The sequence below is a fragment of the Vagococcus humatus genome (genome assembly GCF_003950325.1).
Classification (GTDB): Bacteria; Bacillota; Bacilli; order Lactobacillales; family Vagococcaceae; genus Vagococcus_C; species Vagococcus_C humatus.
In genome coordinates this window covers 17959-40827 of record NZ_PXZH01000004.1, presented here as the reverse complement: position 1 = coordinate 40827, position 22869 = coordinate 17959, and the positions used below count along the sequence as shown (strand labels likewise).

Here is a 22869-nt window from a genome sequence, read left to right as displayed (position 1 = left end):
CATCGAAGAGGAGTTTTTTGTGAGATTTTTTTTAAACAAAAAATTCGCATAAGGTATTTATTATGAACGAAATCAGGAGGGAATTAGTTTGATACGAAAAGCAACTCAAAAAGACGCTGACCATATTTTACCGTTAATTATGGTGATTTTAGAAGATATGGAGTTAGATTTTCTTAAAAAATATGGAAAAGAAACAGTGATGGATGTACTGCAAGAAGGTTATTTAAACGAAACTTTCCGTTATGGCTATAAAAGAGCGTTGGTTTTTGAAGATAAAAATGAAGTAGTTGGAACAGCCTTTGGTTACCATGAAGAAGATGAAGCGATTATTGATCAGCCTTTATCTAGTATTTTTAAAGAGTTAAAAATTCCAACTCATGAACAAATGTTTACAGATAAAGAAGCGTTTCAACATGAATGGTATTTAGATAGTATTGCTGTTCGTTCAGATCAACGAGGTAAAGGTGTTGGAGCTAAGCTTTTAAGAGCTTTGCCAACTTTTGCTAAAGAACAAGGTTCTAATATTTTAGGCCTAAATGTGGATGAAGTAAATCCTAGAGCTAAAAAATTATACACTAAAGAAGGCTTTAAGGACGTAGGCAAAGTAACCATTGGCGGTCACTTATATGACCATATGCAAAAAATCATCGACTAAGCGATTGCTTAGTTGATGATTTTTTTAATTGGTCGAAATGTTAGGTAAGAAATTTTTGAATTTTTCTTTAGAGGTTTTTCGGTTTAACAACCAGTAATCTAGTACTGCAGCAATACAAATGCAAAGAGGGGCATCTTCTTCTTTATCAATCATTAAGCAGTAATAATCTCCGTAAATGGTAGAGGCTTTTGTCATTTGCATGATTTGCTGATTGTAGTGTTGGATAGTATATCTATGATTAGGAATGTCCCCAATCACCACCCAACCTAACCCGTGAACAATGTAAAAATCTCGTTGAAAAGAGAGAACCCGCTGTAAAGAGCCAACTTTTTCAAAATGCAAGTATAAATCAAAGCGGGAGCCAATTTTAAGGGCAAAGGTGGCTTGTTTAATTTTAGCAATGAGTTGTCCACTCATATCGTATAAGGATAAAACATCTCCCCTTGTTCCCCAACGACCGATTAACAAGAAAAGAGGTTTGCCTGTTTTATCTTTTACAATAGTTCGGCTATTGCTGGCTAGTAAATTTTGCCGAATATAGTATTCTGACAATCCCCCTCACATCCTTTCCTGTTCTGATGGAATTTATTTAATAGGTTAAAGATTTTCTTCAATGGCGCGGTAAATAGCTTTAGCTACTCCTGCCTCAGTATGATCGATTGTGGTATATTTTGCTTGTTGTTTCACTTCTTCTTCTGCATTTCCCATAGCAAAACTTACACCTGCTACTTGTAGCATGCTAATATCATTGAAGTTGTCTCCAATTGTCATGACTTGATCTAAAGGAATCCCCATTTTTTCGGCTACATGTTTGACTGCAATTCCTTTTTGGGCATTTTTGTGGTTAACTTCAATATTTGTTGGAGAAGATGAGGTGATAACAATCTCTTCTGTTTGAGTCAGTTTAGTTAGGTCTTCTCTTACAGGATTTAATACAGCCCCTGCTTCTTGAGACATGGTAATAAATTTTAAAATCTTAATATCAGGATGGTCTAATAATTTGTGATAATCTTCTATGTAATTGACTGCTAGTAAATCTAAGTAGGCTGAAGCCATTGCAATGGCCATTTTAAAGGTCAAATGAGGAATTTTATTGGCTAACATCATGGCAATATTTTCAATTCGACGTGGTCGACTATTGGAAAAGACGCCTTGTGTGGTAGCCACTTCAAAATAAACTCCATGCTGATAAAAGATATCCATAATTTTTTTAGAAGTTTGATTAGGAATATCAATGGTAAAAATTTCTTGATGATTTTCATCAAAAGCTTGAGCTCCGTTTACGGTAATTAAAGGACAGTGTAAACCTGCCTCTTTTAAGGGAGGGATAGCTTCTGTAATTCCTCGGCCAGTAGCAGCCATAAAGGTAATTCCCTGTTTTTCTGCAAAGCGAATTGCTTTGACATTTTCTTCTAGAACTTCCATTTTGGTACCTAATAATGTGCCATCCATATCAGATGCGATTAAACGAATCATATGTTTTCCTCCTTCAGTCTCTTCTTTTATAGTTTACCATGTTTTTTAGATTTCATCATATTTAAACTAGTTGAGGAAATTCATTTAGTTTAGTATGCTAAAAATTGAAGGAAGTGATTAGATGCACACAGTTATTCATAATAGTTGGCAACCTATCTTAGAAGAAGAGTTTGCAGCAGATTATTACCAACAGTTGCGAGTCTTTTTAAAAGAAGAGTATCAAACTCAAAAAATTTATCCAGATATGTTTCATATTTTTGAGGCTTTTGAGTGGACCCCTTATGAAAAGGTCAAAGTAGTTATTCTAGGACAAGATCCTTATCACGGGCCGAATCAAGCTCATGGTCTTAGTTTTTCGGTTCAACCAGGAGTAAAAATTCCTCCCTCATTAAGAAATATTTACAAAGAATTAGAAGCAGATTTAGGATATCCACCTGTCAATCATGGCTATTTAGAAAAGTGGGCGAAACAAGGGGTTTTATTGTTAAACACAGTCTTAACTGTTAGAAACGGAGAGGCTTATTCTCACCGTGGAAAAGGATGGGAACAGTTGACAGATGCTGTTATACAAAAATTAAGTGAACGAGAGGATCCGATTATTTTTATTTTGTGGGGAAAACCTGCACAAGGAAAAGAAAAAATGATTGATACAAGTCGGCATATTATTTTGAAAGCACCTCATCCAAGCCCGTTATCTGCCCATCGAGGCTTCTTTGGTTCACGACCTTTTTCTAAAACAAATGAATTATTACTGGCTTTAGATAAAGAGCCAATTGATTGGAAATTAGAAAATATTTAGAAAGATTTCTAGAATAAAACAGGGTAAAAACTGTTAATTTTTTTCGTTTCGTTGTATCATAAATAAGTAACTAAACTTTTGGAGGTATATCTGTGGATATTTTTGAAGGATTAAAACAAAAAATTAAGGGACAAAAAATTAAAATCGTTTTCCCAGAAGGAACAGAGATTCGTGTACTTGGAGCAGCAGTTCGTTTAGGTGCAGAAGGACTAGTGGATCCAATTGTGATTGGTAACGTAGATGAAGTGACTGGCGTTGCAGATAAAAATGGCTTAAAAACAGATGGACTAACTATTTTAGACCCAGCAACTTATCCAGAATTTGATCAAATGGTCGCAGCTTTTGTTGAACGTCGTAAAGGCAAAGCAACTGAAGACCAAGCGCGAGAAATTCTAAAAGATGCTAACTATTTTGGAACTATGTTAACTTACATGGATTTAGCAGATGGTATGGTAAGTGGAGCGGTTCACTCAACAGGGGATACCGTTCGTCCTGCTTTACAAATTATTAAAACTAAACCAGGCGTTAGCCGTACTAGTGGAGCATTCTTAATGGTTCGTGGTAATGGTCAAGAAAAATATATTTTCTCTGACTGTGCGATTAACATTAATCCAGGTGCTCAAGAATTAGCTGAAATTGCAGTGGAAACAGCTAAAACTGCTGAAATGTTTGGCATTGATCCAAAAGTTGCTTTATTAAGCTTCTCAACAAAAGGATCAGCTAAATCAGATGAAGTAGCTAAAGTAGCTGAAGCAACTAAAATTGCTCAAGAATTAGCCCCTCAATATGAAATTGATGGAGAATTACAATTTGACGCTGCTTATGTTTCAACTGTTGCGAAACAAAAAGCACCTGACTCTAAGGTAGCAGGTCAAGCTAATGTCTTTGTTTTCCCTGAAATCCAATCAGGTAACATTGGTTATAAAATTGCTCAACGTTTTGGTAACTTTGAAGCGATTGGACCTGTTTTACAAGGTTTAAATAAACCAGTTTCTGATTTATCTCGTGGCTGTAATGAAGAAGATGTGTATAAATTATCTATTATCACAGCTGGCCAAGCTATCATGGGTAAATAAAAATAAAATGAGTGTAAAGGCAAGGTATCTATATGGGATATCTTGCTTTTTTTATGGCTGAAGCCAACTAAGGTGGAGGCTAGTTTTTTATCTAAGTTATAGGTATACTTAGAAAAAGAAAGAGAGGAATAATCAATGAAAATACTTAACTTATATACACCTGAAGAAACACAAGCTTTAGCTAAAAAAATAGGAACAGAATTAATTTCTGGTGATTGTTTAGTTTTAGTTGGAGAATTAGGTGCAGGTAAAACAACTTTTACTAAAGGATTAGCTGAAAGTTTAGGTATTACACAGATGATTAAAAGCCCAACCTATACGTTGGTAAGAGAATATAGAAAAGGCCGTCTTCCTTTATTCCATATGGATGTGTATCGTTTAAGTGATGATTTAGGGGACACAGGGTTAGAGGAATATTTTTATGAAGAGGGAGTAACCGTTGTGGAATGGGGAGATTTGATTCCTTCTACTTTACCTGAAACCTACCTTGAAATTAACATGAGTTATGGACAAGAAACAGCAGATCATCGTGTGTTTTCCTTTAAAGCTGTTGGCCCTAAAGGTGAAGAGATGTTAGCTCGGTTATTAAAGGACGTGAAATAAGGAATGGATGTCATTATCCGGGAAGTGGGTTCACAAGATGCTAGCCAACTGTTAACTGTTTTAAAACAAATGGACCAAGAGTCAGACTATATGATCTTAGATGAACATATTTACGAAAGAACCACCGATCAGCTGACTCATTATTTGACTCAGTTAATAACCTCTTCTCATTATTTATTACTTGTGGCTTGCTATCAAGATCAATTAATTGGAGTAGCTAGTGTTAAAGGATTTGATGAGCCAGCTTTAGCTCATATTGGAGAAGTAGGGATCGGTTTGTTAGCAGAGTTTCAACATATGGGACTAGGGACAGCTCTACTTGAAGAAGTCTTAATCTGGGCAGAAGAGATGGGGACTATTAAACGTTTAGAACTAAGAGTACATGTGGACAACCTGCCAGCTATTAAGTTATATCAAAAAATTGGCTTTAAATCAGAGGCTAGATTAACTTATGGTATGGGGATGAAAAATGGCAAATTGGCAGATGTTTGGCAGATGAGTTATTTGCTAGCATAGTCCACCTGAAACTAGTTAGCTAATTAAAAATATTCCAGTTCCTTTCACAAGAAAAGAACTGGAATATTTTTAGTTTATTGAGTCACTTTTATCAGCAAGGTTAAAGGTAAGTTGTACAGGACAATGATCACTGCCTAATACATCTGTTAAAATCTGTGCGTCTTCTAAATATTCTACAAAGTCATTTGAGGTTAAAAAGTAGTCAATACGCCATCCAGCGTTGTTTTTTCGAGCGTTAAATCGGTAACTCCACCAAGAGTAAACACCGGTTACGTCTGGATAGAAATGACGGAAAGTGTCAGTAAAACCTGAATTTAAAAGGTCAGTCATTTTTTGACGTTCTTCATCAGAGAAACCGGCATTTTTTCGGTTGGTTTTCCAATTTTTTAAATCTATTTCTTTATGAGCTACATTTAAATCCCCACATATAATCACTGATTTAGTTAAAGATAGTTCATTGACATAATCTCTAAAGTCATCTTCCCATTTCATGCGGTAGTCTAGTCGTTTAAGTTCACTTTGGGAGTTAGGGGTATAACAAGTGATAAAATAAAAATCATCATATTCTAACGTAATCAATCGTCCTTCTTGATCATGTTCATCAATTCCCATGCCAAGTTGAACATTTAAGGCAGGATGTTTAGTGAAAATAGCTGTCCCTGAATACCCTTTTTTTTCAGCGTAATTCCAGTATTGATAGTAGCCTGGTAGGTCTAATTCGATTTGACCTGCTTGGAGTTTCGTTTCTTGTAAACAAAAGAAGTCTGCATCTAATTCGTTGAAAATATCAACAAATCCTTTTTTAACAATGGCTCTTAACCCATTAACATTCCATGAAATACATTTCATTTTAACACCTCATTTAATTGTTCTTAGCTCATTGTAGCGAATTATTTCAGATTGTGCGACTTTAAATGACTGAATGGTAAGAAAAGCCATAAGAAAATTAGTAGGACTAGTCAAGAGGAATAGAGGCATGCTAGAATGTAAAAGATAATAAAAAGTGAGGGAAGACATTGTGGATAAAGAGAAAATAGAACAAGTATTACCTAGAATTAAAAAATTATATCAAGAACCATTATCTCATTTTACTTTTACTCAAACAGGTGGTCCGGCAGATTGTTTATTATTTCCTAAAACAAGTGCAGAAGTAAAAGATATTATTTTATTTTGTCAAAAAGAAAACATCCCCTGGACAGTCTTAGGCAATGCTAGTAATTTAATTGTAAGAGATGGCGGAATGAGCGGCTTTGTAGTGATGCTAGAAGAGATGGATCAAGTACAAGTATCTGGTTCTACTATTACAGCCAGTGCAGGTGCTAAGTTAATTGATACAACTTTAGTGGCAAAAGAGGCTCATTTGACTGGTTTAGAGTTTGCTTGCGGCATCCCAGGAAGTATTGGGGGAGCTGTTTATATGAATGCAGGTGCTTACGGCGGTGAAGTAAAAGATGTGATTCAATCTGTTGAGATTGTGTGGGAAGATGGTCGCTTTGAAACATTAACCAACAAAGAGATGAATTTCAGTTATCGTCACAGTGTTTTACAAGAAAAAAAAGGAGTCGTATTATCAGTTACTTTTGCTCTTGAGCAAGGAGATCATTCAGCTATTTCTAGCCGAATGGCTGAACTAACTGAATTAAGAGAGTCGAAACAGCCCTTAGAATATCCGTCTTGTGGGAGTGTTTTTAAACGTCCAGAAGGCCATTATACAGGTAAGTTAATCCAAGATGCTGGGTTACAAGGTCTGAAATGGGGCGGAGCACAAATTTCTGAAAAACATGCTGGTTTTATTGTTAACATTGATCAAGCTACAGCTACAGATTATATTGAACTGATTCAACATATTCAAGCTGTTATCTTTCAGCAATTTGGGGTTCGTTTAGAAACAGAAGTTCGGATTATTGGACGAGAAAAATAAAGGAAAAAAGCTAGCAGACAGGGTGAATCTGTCTGCTAGCTTTTCTTAATAGTATTCTTTTTTCAAGAAATAACTTATAATAATAGTAGGTTATAAGAAAGGAAGAAGATAGATGGTTAAAAAAATTGGTTTTTTAGTAGGAAGTTTAAGAAAAGATTCTTATAGTCAATTAGTAGCTGATACACTGAATCAATTATTACCAGAAGGATTAGAAGGAGAAATGATCCTCATTGGAGATTTGCCTTTTTACAATGAAGATTTAGAAACAGATACTCCTCCAGCAGCTTGGGTTAGATTTCGACAAGAAATTTCCCGTTTAGATGGGGTTATTTTTGTTACACCAGAATACAATCGTTCTGTGCCTGCTGTTTTAAAAAATGCGATAGATGTTGGTTCTAGACCTTATGGCTTTAACTGTTGGGATAAAAAACCTGCGGCAGTGGTCAGTCAATCGATTGGGGCAATTAGTGGCTTTGGAGCTAACCATCATTTAAGACAGTCGTTAGTGTTTGTTAATATGCCAACCCTTCCTCAACCTGAAGTCTATTTGGCTTCTATTCAAAATTTATTAGATGAAACAGGAAAGATCAATCCAAATACTCAAGGATTTTTAAGTCAATTTTTACAAAGTTTTGCTACTTGGCTTAATTATTTTCAATAAAAAACTTGCGGCTCCTTTAAAATAGGTAGCCGCAAGTATTTTTTTATTCGGAAAGAGAACTCCAAAGGTAAGCAGTAACTAATTGTTTAGTAGCTTGAACAGAGTCATTATGAGTTCTTTCGTAAGCATGACTAGACTCAATTCCTGCTCCAAACAAACCATGTCTAACATCTGCCCCAGAACGCATAGCAGCAGAAGCATCACTACCATAATAAGGATAGATATCTAATTTGTAAGGAATGCTTTCATTGTCACATAATTGGACAAAATGACGACGTAAACCTAAGTGATAAGGGCCACTTGCATCTTTTACGCAAATAGATACAGTGTACTCATCAGTTTGTTGGTCATCTCCCATTGCTCCCATGTCTACAGCCACATATTCAACCACTTCTTGTGGAATGTTTGAGTTGCCACCATAACCAATTTCTTCATTGTTTGAGAAGAAAAAGTGAGTAGTATAAGGTAAAAGTTTTTCTGTTTTAGCTAACTCTTCTAAAAATTCAATTAAAATCCCTGCACTAGCTTTGTCATCTAGGTGACGAGATTTGATAAAGCCAGTTTCTGTGATTTCAGTTCTAGGATCAAAACTAATAAAATCTCCTACTTGAATACCTAAAGCTTCTGTTTCTTTTTGACAGGTAACTTTTTCGTCAATCCGTACTTCCATATTGTCTTGATTTCTTTCAGCTGTTCCAGCATCTTTATAAACGTGAACACTAGTTTGATGCATTAAAATAGTTCCGCTATAGTTTTTGCCTGATTGAGTGTGGATAGTACAGTATTCTCCTTCAATCGCATTAAATTTAAACCCTCCGACTAAATCCAGTTTTAACCGGCCATCTGGTTTAATCGCTTTAACCATTGCACCTAAAGTATCCACATGGGCAGTGATGAAGCGTTGTTGTTCTGTGTTTTGTCCAGGTACTGTGACAATCAGACTCCCTTTCCGGTTGAAAACAGGGGTATAACCAGATTGAGATAAGCGATCTTGAATAAAAGTCATCACTTCTTTTGTTTGACCAGTTGGAGAAGGGATCTGAGTTAACATTTGAATCAATTCTAGCGTTGTTTCTGACATAGCTGTCACTCCTTTAATTGTAATTATCTTTATCATACCCAATCCCTTTAGAGAAAGATATGAGAATCTTAATAATTCATAAAAATCATAGAGAAATCTTTTGATTTCCTTATTTAGGTTTACAACAATTTGACTTATCAAGTACACTTAGTAGAAAGCAAAAAAAGAAAGAGGTTATTGTGTGAAAATAAGAGGATTTGAAACTATTAAAGAATATCAAGGGAAAGTTAATTTACCTGTTCGGGCAACAGAAGCCGCCGCCGGTTATGATTTTGAAGCAGCAGAAACGATAGTGATTCCAAGTATTTGGAAACAAGGGATTGGGAATGTATTAAAAGCCGCTTTAAGCCATGAAAAGTTAACGTTAGAAGAAAAATTATTAAATCAGTTAAAACCAACGTTAGTTCCAACAGGGATTAAAGCTTATATGCCTGATAATGAGTACTTACAATTGTGCAATCGTTCTAGCAATCCTATGAAACATTTTTTAATCATGAGTAACGGTGTAGGTGTGATTGACAGTGATTACTATAATAATGAAAAAAATGAAGGACACATCATGTTTCAATTTTTAAATATTGGCTTGATGGACAAAACGATTAAACAAGGAGAAAGAATTGGTCAAGGCATCTTTTTAGAGTTTTTAAAAGCAGATCAAGATGTAACCGGTGGAAAACGGGTAGGGGGCTTTGGTTCATCTGGTAATTAATAAGAAAAAAGAAAGATAGCACATGTTTTTTTTATTCGAGAATGAAGTATGTTAAAATAAAACAAGGTTTGATGATAGAGAGGATGGCAAATGGTGGCTAAAAAAGTTAAAACACATTTTGAATGTCAAGCGTGTGGCTATATTTCTCCCAAGTATCTTGGAAAATGTCCTAATTGTGGGGCTTGGAATGAAATGATGGAAGTGAAAGAACAACCTGAAGTCGCCTCACCTCATGCTAGAGTGAGTTTATCTGGTAAACGAGCTACTCCTCAAAAATTAAGTCAAGTCAAAACAAGTGACGAACCACGAGTTAAAACTCAGTTAGATGAATTTAATAGAGTTTTAGGCGGTGGGGTTGTTCCAGGCTCTTTAGTGTTAATCGGAGGAGATCCTGGGATTGGCAAATCGACTTTGTTATTACAAGTTTCTCAGCAACTTCATTTAACAGGTGGAACAGTTTTATATATTTCAGGTGAAGAAAGCACAGAACAAATAAAACTACGAGCAGAGAGGCTTAGTTTAACTGGTAATGAGTTTTACGTCTATGCAGAAACAGATATGAGTGCGATTAGACAAGTGATTGAAGAGATTCATCCAGATTTTGTGATTATTGATTCGATTCAAACGATGATTCAACCAGAAGTATCCAGTGTGGCAGGTAGTGTTAGTCAAGTCCGTGAAAATACAGCAGAGCTGATGCAGATTGCTAAGACCAATCAAATGGCTATTTTTATTGTAGGTCATGTTACTAAAGATGGTTCTTTAGCAGGTCCAAGAATGCTAGAGCATATGGTGGATACAGTTCTTTATTTTGAAGGAGATAGACATCATACTTTTAGAATTTTAAGAGCAGTTAAAAACAGGTTTGGTTCTACCAACGAGATTGGTATTTTTGAAATGAAAGAGCAAGGTTTAGTGGAAGTGATTAACCCTTCTGAAGTATTTTTGGAAGAACGATTAGACGGAGCGACTGGTTCTTCTATTGTAGTAGCTATGGAAGGAACTAGACCAATACTAGTTGAAATTCAAGCACTTGTTACGCCTTCTTTGTTTGGGAATGCCAAACGAACAGCCACAGGTCTTGACTACAACCGAGTATCTTTAATTATGGCTGTGCTGGAAAAAAGAGCAGGTTTAATGCTTCAAAATCAAGACGCTTATTTAAAAGCAGCTGGTGGTGTCAAATTAGATGAACCAGCTATCGATTTAGCTATTGCAGTAAGTATTGCCTCTAGTTATAAAGACAAAGGCACTTCTGCTACTGAATGTTTTATTGGCGAGCTAGGTTTAACTGGAGAAATTCGCCGAGTAAACCGAATCGAACAACGGGTTTCTGAAGCGAAGAAATTAGGATTTACTAAGGTTTATGTTCCTAAAAACAATTTATACCACTGGGAACCACCTAAAGGAATTGAGGTCATCGGTGTTGCGACCATCGGTGAAGCTTTACGTGTCGCATTTCGTTAATGAAAGGAGGAACTTTTTTGGAAAAGAAATTTTATGTTTTTTTTATGACCCTGATTGGGTTAAGTTTAGGGATGACTTTCCTACCAACTTTGTGGGATTCCATTCCAATTGAGCAGTCATTTTTATCTGTGTTAAATAATAATTTCGGTAATGGACTTATTGGTGCTATTATTTTTCTTATTCTTTCCCTACTTACCGAAAAGTATGTAAGTCTTGGAGTTGCTAGGTTAGAAAAAATAATCAACACGAAAAGTTTAGGTTATCTACTTTTTGGAACAATTGGGACGATTATCGGTTTATTGATTGGGGTATTAATTTCAGTCCCTCTATTTAATTCTAATTTAGCCGTGTTAAGTAATATCATTCCAACTATTGTGATGATTTTATTAGGTTATTTAGGATTTCGAGTAGGAACAACACGAACCGAAGAATGGCGTAAAATTTTTGCCCCTAAGAAACAAAAACAAGCAGAAGAAGTGCTAGAACGCCGAGTAGATGAGAGTTTTCGTAAGTATAAAATATTAGATACCAGTGTGATTATCGATGGACGTATTTACGATATTGCTAATACAGGATTTGTAGAAGGTGTGATTTTAATTCCTAATTTTGTCTTGTATGAACTACAATACATTGCAGATTCTGGAGATAGTTTAAAACGAGTTAGAGGACGTCGTGGTTTAGATATTTTAAATGCGTTACAAAAGGAAAGTTCTGTTCAAGTGGAAATGTATGAAGGGGATTTTGAAGATATTGCTGAAGTAGATAGCAAGCTAATTAAATTAGCCAAACTATTAGACGGAGTAGTGGTCACTAATGACTTTAACTTGAATAAAGTATGTGAATTTCAAAATGTACCTGTCCTAAATATTAATGCGTTAGCCAATGCAGTTAAGCCTGTGGTAATTCCTGGTGAAACGATGCATGTGTTGGTAGTTAAAGATGGAACTGAAAGACAACAAGGGGTTGCTTATCTAGATGATGGAACCATGGTTGTAGTTGAAGATGGTCAATACTATATGAATCAAGAGTTAGATGTGGTGGTTACTAGTGCGTTACAAACTGCAGCTGGTCGAATGATTTTTGCCAAACCTCTTCATGCACAACGAGGAATTAAAGAACAAAATCCAGGAAATGATAACAATCATAAATCTAAATAAGAAATAAACAGTCAAGTTAGCCTATTAGTTATTTTCTGTAGTGAAAAAAGTCTAATAATGAGGCTATATCTTGACTTTTTTTCTTTTTTTTGATAAAAAAGGCAGAAAAGCTAAAAGAATAGGTAAGAAAGCTTTACAGTCTGACTTAATGATTGTACAATTTTAGGGAGAACCCTAAATTGCAGCCCATGTTACTTTTGATACACAAATGGGATGAAGACATGCTATGACTGATGAACAAGTAACATGATGTTTATTTTATATAAAAAAGATTAGGTTGTGGCTTAGAAAACAAGAAAAAGAAAGAGGCAATGGATATGACAAAAAAAGTACGCGTACGTTATGCACCAAGTCCAACTGGGCATTTGCACATTGGAAATGCGAGAACCGCATTGTTTAACTACTTATACGCCCGTCATCATAAAGGTGATTTTATTATTCGAATTGAAGATACTGACTTGAAGCGAAATATTGCAGATGGTGAAAAAAGTCAATTAGAAAACTTAGAATGGTTAAATATTGACTGGGATGAATCTCCAGGGAACCCAGGCCAATTTGGTCCATACCGTCAGTCTGAACGTAAAGAAATTTACTTGCCTTTAATCGATCAACTGTTAGCAAGTAATTTAGCTTATAAAGCTTACGAAACAGAAGAAGAATTAGAAGCTGAACGTGAAGCGCAAAAAGCTCGTGGACAAATTCCTCGTTATAACGGAAAATGTGCTAATTTAACTGCTGAAGAACAAGCAGCTTATGAAGCTGAAGGAAGAGAACATGTGGTTCGTTTCCGCGTGCCTAAAAATAAATCTTATACGTTTAACGATATGGTTAAAGGTGATATCACTTTTGAATCTGACAGTGTAGGTGGAGATTTCGTTATTTTAAAACGTGACGGTATGCCAACTTACAACTTTGCAGTAGCAGTAGATGATCATATGATGGAAATCACTCATGTGTTACGTGGGGATGATCATATTGCTAACACGCCTAAACAATTAATGGTCTATGAAGCATTTGGCTGGACTCCTCCAGAATTTGGACATATGACTTTAATTATCAATACAGAAACCGGTAAAAAATTAAGTAAACGGGATGAAACTATTTTACAATTCATCGAACAATACCGTGAACTAGGCTACTTACCAGAAGCTATGTTTAACTTTATTGCTTTACTAGGTTGGTCACCAGTTGGAGAAGACGAAATTTTCTCTCAAGAAACATTAGTAGATATCTTTGATGAAAATCGTTTAGGTAAATCTCCAGCTGCTTTCGATGCTAAAAAACTAGAATGGATTAACAACCAATACATGAAAGAAATGGATACAGATAAGTTAACCGAGATGTGTGTACCTTTCTTCGTGAAAGCTGGTCGTGTGGAAGAAAATCCATCAGAAGAAGCATTGGCTCACATTAAAAAATTAGTAGCATTATATCAACCACAAATGAGTTATGCTGCACAAATTATCGACTTATCTAGTTTGTTCTTTGAAGAACATCCTGTTTTAGATGAAGCTGCTAAAGAAATTTTAGCAGGAGAAACTGTGCCAACTGTTTTAGCTCAGTTTAAGGAAGAAATTACAGCTTTAGAAGAATTTACTGTAGCGAACATTAAAGCTTCCATTAAAGCTGTTCAAAAAGCAACAGGTGTTAAAGGTAAAAACCTATTTATGCCTATCCGTGTAGCTGTTTCTGGTCAAATGCATGGTCCAGAATTAGGAGATACGATTGAATTATTAGGAAAAGAAAAAACCATTGCTCATCTAAATAAAGTATTGAGCGACATAAACTAAACACAATGAAAAGAAAAGTAAAAAAATGTGAAGGTCAAAAAGAGAGCTTATGGTTGGTGCGAATAAGCTATTCCATTTTTTGAAGTGCCTCTTGAAGTGGATACAGTGAAATAAGTAGCTGGATACGTTGGGACACACGTTAGTTGCCTAAAGGTGCTAATTTATTTAGCATAAATAAAAGTGGAACCACGTTTAAAACGTCTTTTGGATAAGTCTAAAAGACGTTTTTTTATTCAGAAAAATTAACAAGTAAGAACTATCGTAATTGATTAAAGGAGTGATTAGATGATTCAAATTTATAATACTTTGACTCGGAAAAAAGAAGATTTTCAACCTATTAACCCTGAACAAGTAACTATGTATGTATGTGGACCAACAGTTTATAACTATATTCATATAGGTAATGCTAGAAGTAGCGTGGCTTTTGATACTGTTCGTAAATATTTAGAGTACCGTGGCTATAATGTTCACTACGTTTCTAACTTTACCGATGTAGATGATAAGATTATACGAGCAGCAAAAGAACAAAAAATGACCCCGAAAGAATTAGCGGATTATTATATTGAAGCCTTTAAAAAAGATACAGGGGCGTTGAATATTAAAGAAGCTTGTGAACACCCTCGAGTAGTTGAACATATGGATGATATTATAGCCTTTATTGAGGATCTGATTGAAAAAGACTACGCTTATGCGTCTAGGGGAGATGTGTATTACCGAACTCGCCGCTTTAAAAAATATGGTCAACTAAGTGATCAATCTATTGATGAATTAGAAGTTGGAGCTAGTCAACGAACAGGAGTGGAACAAGCTAAAAAAGAAGATCCCCTTGATTTTGCTTTGTGGAAATCAGCGAAACCAGAGGAAATTTTCTGGGAATCTCCTTGGGGACAAGGTCGCCCTGGTTGGCATATTGAGTGTTCCGTGATGGCTACGAAACATTTAGGTAATACCATTGATATTCACGGAGGCGGACAAGATTTAGAGTTTCCTCACCATGAAAATGAAATTGCGCAAAGTGAAGCTAAAACAGATCAAACTTTTGCTAACTACTGGATGCATAATGGTTATGTAACTGTAGGCGAGGGCGGAGAAAAGATGAGTAAATCTCTTGGAAACTTTGTGACTGTCCATGAATTGATTAAGCAAGTTGATCCTGAAGTTATTCGGTTTGCTTTATCCACTACTCAGTATCGTCGGCCTATTCCATTTAATGAACAAACACTGCAAGATGCTAAAACTAATTTAGATAAAATTAGAATGAGTTTCCAAAATCTATTATTTAGAAGCCAAAGTAGTGTAGAAAGCTTAGCTACAGATTCAGAGAATTTAGCCACTTTAGCTACTTTTGAAGAAAAATTCCAAATAGAGATGGATGATGACTTTAATACAGCTAATGGCATAACTGTTGTCTATGAAGTAGTTAAATGGTTAAATCATTACTTAGAACAAGCAGAAGTATCTACTAAAGTTTGTCTAGCTGTTAAAGAGCTATTACAAACGTGGCTACATATCTTTGGAATTGAACTAGTGGAAGAAGCTGGCTCGTTAGATGAAAAAGTTGAGGCGTTAATTGCCGAGAGAAATCAAGCTCGTCAAGATAAAAACTTTGCTAGAAGTGATGAAATTCGCGATTTACTGAAAGAAGAGGGCATTGTGTTAGAAGATACTGCCCAAGGAACAAGATGGAGAAGATTGAATGACTAAACAAAATTTTGAGCTTTTAAACGGGTTAGCATTAGCTTATGTAGGTGATGCTATTTATGAAATTTATATTCGGGACTATTTGGTTCGGCAAGGTTTAACCAAGCCTAACCGTCTACACAAACAAGCTACTCACTATGTTTCAGCTAAAGCTCAATGCTTGCTTATGCAACATATGTTAGAAGAAGACATATTAACTGATAAAGAAGTGACTATTTATAAGCGTGGTCGAAATGCTAAAAGCCATACTTCTGCTAAAAATGCAGACATTACTACTTACCGAATTTCTACAGGTTTTGAAGCATTATTTGGCTATTTGCATTTAACAGATCAAAAAAATCGCTTAGAAGAATTAATCAGTTGGTGTATCGCCTATATAGACGATGGAGGACAAAATTAATGAAAAAACCACAGCAGCGTTATCGAGGAAAAAAAGAAAAAAAACAAGGACTTAAATTAGCACATTCTGCTGAATTTAAAGAAGAAACGGACGAGCTAATTGAAGTTGTTTATGGTCGCCATGCAGCTATTGAAGCTATTCAAAAGCGTCGCGGAAATAAGCTGTTTTTATTACAAGAATTAGAAGCTAAAAAAGCCGAAGAGTTAAAAGAATTAGCCCAAGAAAATCAAATTCCTGTTAAATGGGTGCCTCGTCAAAAATTAGACCAATTAACAGATGGAGCAGTACATCAAGGGATTGTTTTAACTGTTACACCTTATGAATATTTGACTGTGACAGACTTGATTCAAGAAAGTTTAGCCAAAACGGAAGCCCCTGTTTTACTTATTTTAGATAGTATTGAAGATCCACATAATTTTGGATCTATGTTAAGAACAGCAGATGCAACAGGAATCGACGGGGTAATTATTCCTAAACATCGTTCTGTTGGGGTCACGTCTACTGTGACAAAAACTTCTACAGGTGCAGTAGAATATATTCCTATTGCTCGCACCACTAATTTAACTCAAGCTGTTGAACAGTTAAAAGAAGCAGGCTTTTGGATTTTTGGCACAGATATGGCAGGGACAGATTACCGAGAGTGGAATGTAGCCGGTCCGATTGCTTTAATTATTGGAAATGAAGGCAAGGGCGTTTCTCCTAAACTAAAAAAACAAGTGGATGAAATGATTACTATTCCAATGACTGGTCATGTTCAAAGTCTAAATGCAGGAGTTGCAGCAGGACTATTAATGTATGAAGTGTACCGTAAACGTCAGCCTATCTCGAAAGGAAAAGCTTAAGTGAAACGCTCAATATTAGTGGTGGATGGGTATAACATGATCGGCGCTTGGCCGGAACTTGTCCGCTTGAAAAAGCATGAACGTTTGGCAGATGCTAGAGATCGGTTGCTGTTTGAATTATCTAATTACGGTAAGTATAAAAACATTGAAATTATTGTAGTGTTTGACGCTCAGTTTGTACCTGGTATTCAAAAAGAATATACCTTACATCAACTTCAAGTTGTTTTTACAAAGTCAGATGAAACTGCGGACTCATATATTGAAAAATTAACCGGAAATTTATTAACTCCTTTGACAATTATTACCGTAGCTACTAGTGACTTGGCTGAACAGTGGACAGTTTTTTCTAGAGGAGCTTTAAGAAAATCTGCTTATGAATTATATCGAGATGTGGAAAAGACAAAAGAAGAGATTACTCAAGACACATTAAAGTATCGCTATGAACAATTGCACAAAAACGTTCCTTGGAGTCTAGAACAATTAGCTGATTTAGAAAATTTACGAGATAATTTAAAATAAAAATAAAATAATATTTTCTATTTATTTATTTAGTGCTATTCTGAATTTAATATAAACGGATTAGTAAAAAAATAAATATAATATAGAAAAGAGGATGTTAAAATGAAGTTAGTCCTAAGTGAATGTATCAACCGAGTAAAAGAAAATGATTCTGATGCGCTAGTCGACCTGTATCACCAGTACAAACCGATTGTCTTTGTGTTAATGAACAAGTACAGAATTCAAGAGTTTGATCGAAATGATTGGTTACAAGAAGGGCTAATTTGTTGCTATTTATCGGCCTCAAGTTATGAGGCTGATAAAGGCATCTCATTTGGATATTATTTTAAACTGAATTTTATCCGTAGAATCTTTTCTGTATTAAGAAGCCAATATGCTAAAAAAAGAAATGAAAGTCAGCCAGTGGAATCCTTGGATAGTTATTTAGAAACCCATTATGAATTACCTGTCGTTTTTTTAAAGCGTTCTCAAAACTTAGTTTTAGAAAACCAACTTATTTTAAAAGACGAATTAGAAGCAACTCTTGAGCAGTTCTCTCCCTTTGAATTAGATGTATTTGTGAAGTACCTAGAAGGAAAAGAAAATGAGGATATTGGTAGTGAGTTAGAGTGCTCTGTTAAGCAAGTTAAAAATGCTTTCGATCGAATTAGCCAAAAGACGAAGATTTACCGCATGTAAGGAGAGTTTCATTATTTAAAAAAATGTGTTATAATATAAAATGAGGTGAGACTATGCCAACGACTATTGCGCAAATTAAAGAGAAGATGGAAGATCAGATTGGAAGTAAAATTACCTTAGTAGCACAAACAGGTAGAAAAAGACAAACCGAACATACAGGTGTTTTATCTGAACTTTATCCAGCTGTTTTTGTAGTAGATTTAGAAGATGCAGATCATTCATTTGACCGGGTATCTTACAGTTATACAGATATTTTAACACATACAGTAGAGGTGGAATTTCTATAACTTTTATCTGAATGTTTATTTTAGGTAAGGTTTGTAGTGGGGAGCAAAGGGACTAGTTAGGCGTGTACACTAATTTAGAACATGTGGGAATTGGTACACTAATGACAAGTGATAGAGATAACACGAACCAATTAGTATGAAGTAAACATAAAGACTTTGTCTAAACAATTAGACAAAGTCTTTTTAAGTATTCTTTTCTAAATCAAAGGCTTGAATCATTTCCTCTGAGGCATTTTTAGTGGATTTGATTTTAGTTAATTTTCCTTGAACAATTAGCCGCTGAGCGCCTGTAATGTCACAAGTAACTAAAGTTAACAGTTCTTTTTTCGGAACGTCATCAATTAATTCTGTTCTGGTAGGTGCCACGTATTCTTTATAAGTAATTTCGTATTCATAAATATGCTCTAAATCGGTTAAAAACATTTTTTGCCCTAATTGGCTGTTGATTAGCGGACCAAATAAAATAGATTCATCTAACATGTGGTGACTTGCTAGAGCATAGTTTTTTTTACCCATTTGTTGATCAGGTTTCATTGTGCCAGCACCGACGACTAAGGCGTAGTTAGAGAGGCCTTTATAAATAGGTAAATTAATATGAACGTCTGGAATGGAAATGCCACCAATAACATACAATTGATCTTGATATAATCTGGATTTTACGACTGTTTCAAAATCAAGAGAATTAACCTTATCAAAATCAAAGGAAACTTTTTTCTTTTCGTTTTCTTTTATATCTTGTTTAGAGACATTGGCGATTTGATTTTGTTTAACGGATTGTCTAACTAACCAATCTTTGATTTGATTGTTAAAGACTAGAGCTAGTCCAATGATTAGCAATAAAGCAATGAATATATTAGTTAAGACACGCTTTTTTTTAGAGGTGGGGTTTGAGTTGGAAGAGGGGGATGTCTGACGTTTTTTACGACGTTTCTTTTTTTTAGATTCTGACATAAAGCGACCTCCTTTTTTCTTTATCATAGCACATTTAGACAAAGGATAAAACAAAGTTGTCCATTGTTACAAACTTGTATCTAGCGGTGCTAGCCCTTTCTATATTGTAATAAAAATTTAAACTAAAATTAGACTTTTTTAGTCAAAAATAAGTTAGAATAGAGATGAGTATAGAAAGAGGTGAGGATTGGTGACACAAAACTATTTGTATGTTCATTTAGATACAATCAGTAATTCTGTTTTATTTAAAGGAATTACCCTTGAAAATTTCTATCAAAGTATTGCGAGAAAACCACAGAATTTGTTATTGCTCGATCCCCATAGCAAGGACGGGGAATACGATTTACATACAGGTTTTAGAATTATTAGAAATGCTGAAAATGTTGATAGTTTTTTTGCAAGTCAATCCAGCCAACGAATATCTGAATTAAAATGGATTGATTTTCATGATGTTCATTTTTTACAACAATTAACTCCGATGGAGATTGCTGAGCTTTTATATTTTGGACATGTTGGAACTCAGTTGCACTCTCCATTTTTTTATAAGCTACAAAATAATTTTGTTTACTTTGAAAAAGGTAATCAAATGATTAAAATCTATTTTAGACATTTAGATGAATTTTATCAGTTATTAGGAAATAAAATTCAAGGGATTCTATCCGATAAATTGAATGAGCGTCGTTCTTTTTTTAGACGACCAATTGCCGTTGAACCACTGTCAGAAGATTTTTTAAAAGGATTGAAAGAAATTTATGTTGAAGGAGTGGTGTTTGATTTCAGTCAGTTAGATGCTAACAATAAATTTTGTCAAATTCCGATTTATGTAGTAGAAGACCAAGTAAGATATTTGGATAAACAAATTTATTTAGATGAGATGAAAATTGGCACGTTAACCTATGATCACCCTACAAGACAGTGGGAAGTAAAAAAAGAAGCCTGGGATAGTTTAGGAAGCTTTGGACAAGTCTAGTCTATCTAGACTTGTTTTTTAGTTTAAAGAATTGCTATAATAAGTAAAGAATTTTTAAGGTATTCCATAAGGGAGGACATGATTGTGAAAATCATTGCATTGTATGGAGGGAAAAGTGCGGAACATGATATCTCTATTTTATCTGCCTATTCCATTTTAAACGCGATTTATTATGACTACTATGAGGTACAGCTTGTATACATTACTAAAGAAGGTACTTGGTTAAAAGGACCATTACTAACTGAAAAACCTAGTGATCAGTCAGTTCTAGAAATTAAACAGGATGAGGCTCAGGTTATTTCTCCTTGTGAGATTAAAGAACCAGACAGTATTGTATTTCCGATTTTACATGGACCTAACGGAGAAGATGGGACAATTCAAGGGTTATTTGAAGTGCTAAACATTCCATATGTAGGAGCAGGAGTACTAGCTAGTGCTTGTGGTATGGATAAAATTATGACCAAACATATCTTACAACAAATAGGGATTCCTCAAGTACCTTATGTAGCAGTGGGTAAGATTGATTGGAATGAAGAACCTATGACTATTTTTAATGTATGTGAAGGAACTCTGGTTTATCCAATGTTTGTTAAACCTGCTAATATGGGGTCAAGTGTTGGGGTTAGCCGAGCTGAGACAAGAGAAGAGTTGCAACAAGCAATAGAAGTTGCTTTTAAATATGACCAGCGAGTGATTGTAGAGCAAGGCATTGATGCAAGAGAAATTGAAATAGCGGTATTAGGTAATGAAGAAGTTCGCACTACCCAAGCAGGAGAAATCGTCAAAGAAGTTGCTTTTTATGATTATGAATCTAAATATCTTGATAACACGGTTGAGCTAAAAATACCTGCAGATATTCCAGAAGAAATACATGAAAAAGCTCGTTTTTATGCGAAAAAAGCTTATATGGCTTTAGATGGCAGTGGTCTTAGCCGCTGTGACTTTTTCTTAACAAGCAATCAAGAACTGTTTTTAAATGAATTAAATACAATGCCTGGTTTTACTGAATTTAGTATGTATCCACTTCTTTGGGAAAACATGGGATTAAAATATGGGGATTTAATTGAAGAGTTAATCCAATTAGGTCTGATGAGACATAAACAAAAGCAAGGGTTATTTATTAGTCGAGATTAAACTAGATAAAGTTACCAGTACTTGAAATGAAAAAAATATTAATTAGCTGAACAATATGTTCAGCTTTTATTCATATAGAAGGGTGAGTTTAGATGAAGCTAAGGATTCAAGAAGTTGTGAAAGTGACAGGTGGAACGCTTAAAGGAACTAGCCAAGTAACAGAAATTACAGGAGTTGAGTTTGATTCTCGTAAAGTCGCATCAGGTGAACTATTTGTTCCTTTAGAAGGCAATCGTGATGGACATGAATTTTTAACACAAGCAAAAGAGTCAGGAGCCGTTGCGACTCTTTGCCGACCTGAGTTCTTTGATGAAAAATTGGCAGAAGATTGGTTAGTGTTGCTTGTTCCTAATCCTTTAGAAGCTATGCAAAAGTTAGCTAGTTACTACCGAGCAAAAATCAATCCAACAGTGATTGCTATTACAGGAAGTAACGGAAAAACAACCACTAAAGATATGGTGGCTTCAGTTTTAAGTACGACTTATTTAACTTATAAAACTCAAGGAAATTATAACAATGATATTGGGTTACCTTATACTATTTTACATATGCCTGAACAGACTCAAATGTTGGTGCTAGAAATGGGTATGAATCATAAAGATGAAATTACTGAACTATCTAAAATGGGCTTGCCGGATATAGCAGCTATTACGTTAGTCGGAGAATCTCATATTGAATATTTAGGTTCAAGACAAGGAATTGCTGAAGCTAAAATGGAAATTGTGGATGGCTTAAATCCAGATGGGGCTTTAATTGTCCCAGTCGATGAACCACTTCTTCCTCCTTTATATGATGGACTGCCTCAAAGAATAGAAACATTTGGTTTGGATCAACGTGAGGCAACTATTTCTGCTACTTTGACCAAAGAAGCAGCGACATCTACAGAATTTAAAGTCCAAGATGTCATGTATCACATTCCTGTATTAGGAAGTTACAATGTAAAAAATGCATTGATTGCTATTAAGGTAGGAGAATTATGTCAGGTGCCAACACCAGCCATTCAACAAGGATTATCTCAATTAATCTTGACTCAAAACCGTTCTGAATGGGTTGAAGCGAAAAACGGGGCTCAGTTACTAAGTGATGTTTATAACGCTAACCCAACAGCTATGAGTTTAGTGTTAGATACATTTGCAAAATTAACTTTACCTAAAGGCGGCAGAAGAATTGCTGTTTTAGCAGATATGGGAGAGTTAGGAGAGCATTCACAGGAACTTCATCTTCAAGTGGGTGAACATTTATTACCAGAAAATTATGATGTTATCTTTTTATACGGAGAATGGATGAAAGAAGTTTATAATCAACTGCAAGAAGATTTCGCTGAACAAGCTCTCTATCACTATTCTTTAACTGAAAAAGAAGAATTACTAGAACAGTTAAATCAAACCATTCAATCAAATGATTTAGTTTTATTAAAGGGAAGCAATAGTATGAATTTGGCAGAAATTGTAAGAAAACTTTCTGAAAAGGACTAAT

Annotated in this window: 25 protein-coding genes and 1 other annotated feature; of the genes, 20 read left to right on the top strand and 5 right to left on the bottom strand. The window is 35.1% G+C overall.

Going from position 1 to position 22869, the window contains the following annotated elements; all coding sequences use genetic code 11:
- Positions 1-88: 88 nt before the first annotated feature.
- Complete coding sequence (locus C7P63_RS07815; RefSeq protein WP_125943617.1) at positions 89-655, top strand: GNAT family N-acetyltransferase; 567 nt, start codon at positions 89-91, stop codon at positions 653-655.
- 24 nt (positions 656-679) lie between these two features.
- On the opposite strand, the gene C7P63_RS07810 is transcribed toward C7P63_RS07815, so the two are convergent.
- Positions 680-1207: an LURP-one-related/scramblase family protein gene (locus tag C7P63_RS07810; RefSeq protein WP_125943616.1), complete on the bottom strand. Its 528-nt coding sequence runs from the start codon at positions 1205-1207 to the stop codon at positions 680-682.
- Positions 1208-1252: 45 nt separating this feature from the next.
- Complete coding sequence (locus tag C7P63_RS07805) at positions 1253-2131, bottom strand: Cof-type HAD-IIB family hydrolase (protein ID WP_125943615.1); 879 nt, start codon at positions 2129-2131, stop codon at positions 1253-1255.
- Positions 2132-2252: 121 nt separating this feature from the next.
- On the opposite strand from C7P63_RS07805, the gene C7P63_RS07800 reads away from it, so the two are divergent.
- The 4 genes from C7P63_RS07800 to C7P63_RS07785 all read left to right on the top strand — a co-directional run bounded on the left by C7P63_RS07800 (position 2253) and on the right by C7P63_RS07785 (position 5125).
- A complete protein-coding gene (locus C7P63_RS07800) occupies positions 2253-2930 on the top strand; it encodes a uracil-DNA glycosylase (RefSeq protein WP_125943614.1) in 678 nt (225 codons plus the stop codon).
- A 92-nt stretch (positions 2931-3022) separates the two neighbouring features.
- Complete coding sequence (gene pta / locus C7P63_RS07795; protein WP_125943613.1) at positions 3023-4006, top strand: phosphate acetyltransferase; 984 nt, start codon at positions 3023-3025, stop codon at positions 4004-4006.
- A 135-nt stretch (positions 4007-4141) separates the two neighbouring features.
- Entirely contained in the window at positions 4142-4609 is a 468-nt protein-coding gene (gene tsaE, locus C7P63_RS07790; protein ID WP_125943612.1) for a tRNA (adenosine(37)-N6)-threonylcarbamoyltransferase complex ATPase subunit type 1 TsaE, read from the top strand.
- A 3-nt stretch (positions 4610-4612) separates the two neighbouring features.
- Positions 4613-5125: a GNAT family N-acetyltransferase gene (locus C7P63_RS07785; RefSeq protein WP_125943611.1), complete on the top strand. Its 513-nt coding sequence runs from the start codon at positions 4613-4615 to the stop codon at positions 5123-5125.
- Between the two features lie 69 nt (positions 5126-5194).
- Here C7P63_RS07785 and C7P63_RS07780 read toward each other — a convergent pair whose 3' ends face one another.
- A complete protein-coding gene (locus C7P63_RS07780; RefSeq protein ID WP_125943610.1) occupies positions 5195-5974 on the bottom strand; it encodes an exodeoxyribonuclease III in 780 nt (259 codons plus the stop codon).
- Between the two features lie 169 nt (positions 5975-6143).
- Here C7P63_RS07780 and murB point away from each other — a divergent pair, with 169 nt between their 5' ends.
- Together murB and C7P63_RS07770 are read left to right on the top strand one after the other, a co-directional pair.
- Positions 6144-7046 (top strand): UDP-N-acetylmuramate dehydrogenase, encoded by a 903-nt coding sequence (murB, locus tag C7P63_RS07775; RefSeq protein ID WP_125943609.1) that lies wholly within the window; start codon positions 6144-6146, stop codon positions 7044-7046.
- Positions 7047-7158: 112 nt separating this feature from the next.
- Positions 7159-7707, top strand: coding sequence for an NADPH-dependent FMN reductase (locus tag C7P63_RS07770; protein WP_125943608.1), 549 nt, complete (start codon positions 7159-7161; stop codon positions 7705-7707).
- Positions 7708-7750: 43 nt separating this feature from the next.
- Here the strand turns inward: C7P63_RS07770 and C7P63_RS07765 are convergent, their stop codons facing one another.
- Positions 7751-8788 (bottom strand): M42 family metallopeptidase, encoded by a 1038-nt coding sequence (locus tag C7P63_RS07765; protein ID WP_125943607.1) that lies wholly within the window; start codon positions 8786-8788, stop codon positions 7751-7753.
- A 181-nt stretch (positions 8789-8969) separates the two neighbouring features.
- Between C7P63_RS07765 and C7P63_RS07760 the strand changes: the two genes are divergently transcribed.
- From C7P63_RS07760 to C7P63_RS07715, 10 genes are all read left to right on the top strand, one after another.
- Positions 8970-9497 carry a dCTP deaminase/dUTPase family protein gene (locus tag C7P63_RS07760; RefSeq protein WP_125943606.1) on the top strand — a complete coding sequence of 176 codons (528 nt, stop codon included), beginning with the start codon at positions 8970-8972 and terminating at the stop codon, positions 9495-9497.
- A 93-nt stretch (positions 9498-9590) separates the two neighbouring features.
- On the top strand, positions 9591-10964 hold the full coding sequence (radA, locus tag C7P63_RS07755; RefSeq protein ID WP_125943605.1) for a DNA repair protein RadA: 1374 nt from the start codon (positions 9591-9593) through the stop codon (positions 10962-10964).
- A gap of 17 nt (positions 10965-10981) precedes the next feature.
- Complete coding sequence (locus C7P63_RS07750; RefSeq protein WP_424580149.1) at positions 10982-12121, top strand: PIN/TRAM domain-containing protein; 1140 nt, start codon at positions 10982-10984, stop codon at positions 12119-12121.
- 317 nt (positions 12122-12438) lie between these two features.
- Positions 12439-13911: a glutamate--tRNA ligase gene (gene gltX / locus C7P63_RS07745; RefSeq protein ID WP_125943604.1), complete on the top strand. Its 1473-nt coding sequence runs from the start codon at positions 12439-12441 to the stop codon at positions 13909-13911.
- Positions 13908-14119, top strand: a binding site (T-box leader). It overlaps the preceding gene by 4 nt.
- A gap of 77 nt (positions 14120-14196) precedes the next feature.
- Entirely contained in the window at positions 14197-15615 is a 1419-nt protein-coding gene (gene cysS, locus C7P63_RS07740; RefSeq protein WP_125943603.1) for a cysteine--tRNA ligase, read from the top strand.
- Positions 15608-16012: a Mini-ribonuclease 3 gene (locus C7P63_RS07735; protein WP_125943602.1), complete on the top strand. Its 405-nt coding sequence runs from the start codon at positions 15608-15610 to the stop codon at positions 16010-16012. The genes cysS and C7P63_RS07735 overlap by 8 nt, the downstream gene beginning before the upstream one ends.
- Complete coding sequence (gene rlmB / locus C7P63_RS07730; protein WP_125943601.1) at positions 16012-16854, top strand: 23S rRNA (guanosine(2251)-2'-O)-methyltransferase RlmB; 843 nt, start codon at positions 16012-16014, stop codon at positions 16852-16854. The genes C7P63_RS07735 and rlmB overlap by 1 nt, the downstream gene beginning before the upstream one ends.
- Positions 16855-17373: an NYN domain-containing protein gene (locus C7P63_RS07725; RefSeq protein ID WP_125943600.1), complete on the top strand. Its 519-nt coding sequence runs from the start codon at positions 16855-16857 to the stop codon at positions 17371-17373.
- Between the two features lie 102 nt (positions 17374-17475).
- Positions 17476-18051 carry a sigma-70 family RNA polymerase sigma factor gene (locus C7P63_RS07720; protein WP_125943599.1) on the top strand — a complete coding sequence of 192 codons (576 nt, stop codon included), beginning with the start codon at positions 17476-17478 and terminating at the stop codon, positions 18049-18051.
- 53 nt (positions 18052-18104) lie between these two features.
- A complete protein-coding gene (locus C7P63_RS07715) occupies positions 18105-18338 on the top strand; it encodes a Veg family protein (protein WP_125943598.1) in 234 nt (77 codons plus the stop codon).
- A gap of 183 nt (positions 18339-18521) precedes the next feature.
- Here C7P63_RS07715 and C7P63_RS07710 read toward each other — a convergent pair whose 3' ends face one another.
- A complete protein-coding gene (locus C7P63_RS07710) occupies positions 18522-19289 on the bottom strand; it encodes a class A sortase (protein WP_125943597.1) in 768 nt (255 codons plus the stop codon).
- A 190-nt stretch (positions 19290-19479) separates the two neighbouring features.
- Between C7P63_RS07710 and C7P63_RS07705 the strand changes: the two genes are divergently transcribed.
- The 3 genes from C7P63_RS07705 to C7P63_RS07695 all read left to right on the top strand — a co-directional run bounded on the left by C7P63_RS07705 (position 19480) and on the right by C7P63_RS07695 (position 22868).
- On the top strand, positions 19480-20259 hold the full coding sequence (locus C7P63_RS07705) for a hypothetical protein (protein WP_125943596.1): 780 nt from the start codon (positions 19480-19482) through the stop codon (positions 20257-20259).
- 84 nt (positions 20260-20343) lie between these two features.
- Complete coding sequence (locus tag C7P63_RS07700; protein WP_125943595.1) at positions 20344-21393, top strand: D-alanine--D-alanine ligase; 1050 nt, start codon at positions 20344-20346, stop codon at positions 21391-21393.
- 92 nt (positions 21394-21485) lie between these two features.
- Positions 21486-22868 carry a UDP-N-acetylmuramoyl-tripeptide--D-alanyl-D-alanine ligase gene (locus C7P63_RS07695; RefSeq protein WP_125943594.1) on the top strand — a complete coding sequence of 461 codons (1383 nt, stop codon included), beginning with the start codon at positions 21486-21488 and terminating at the stop codon, positions 22866-22868.
- Position 22869 lies beyond the last annotated feature (1 nt).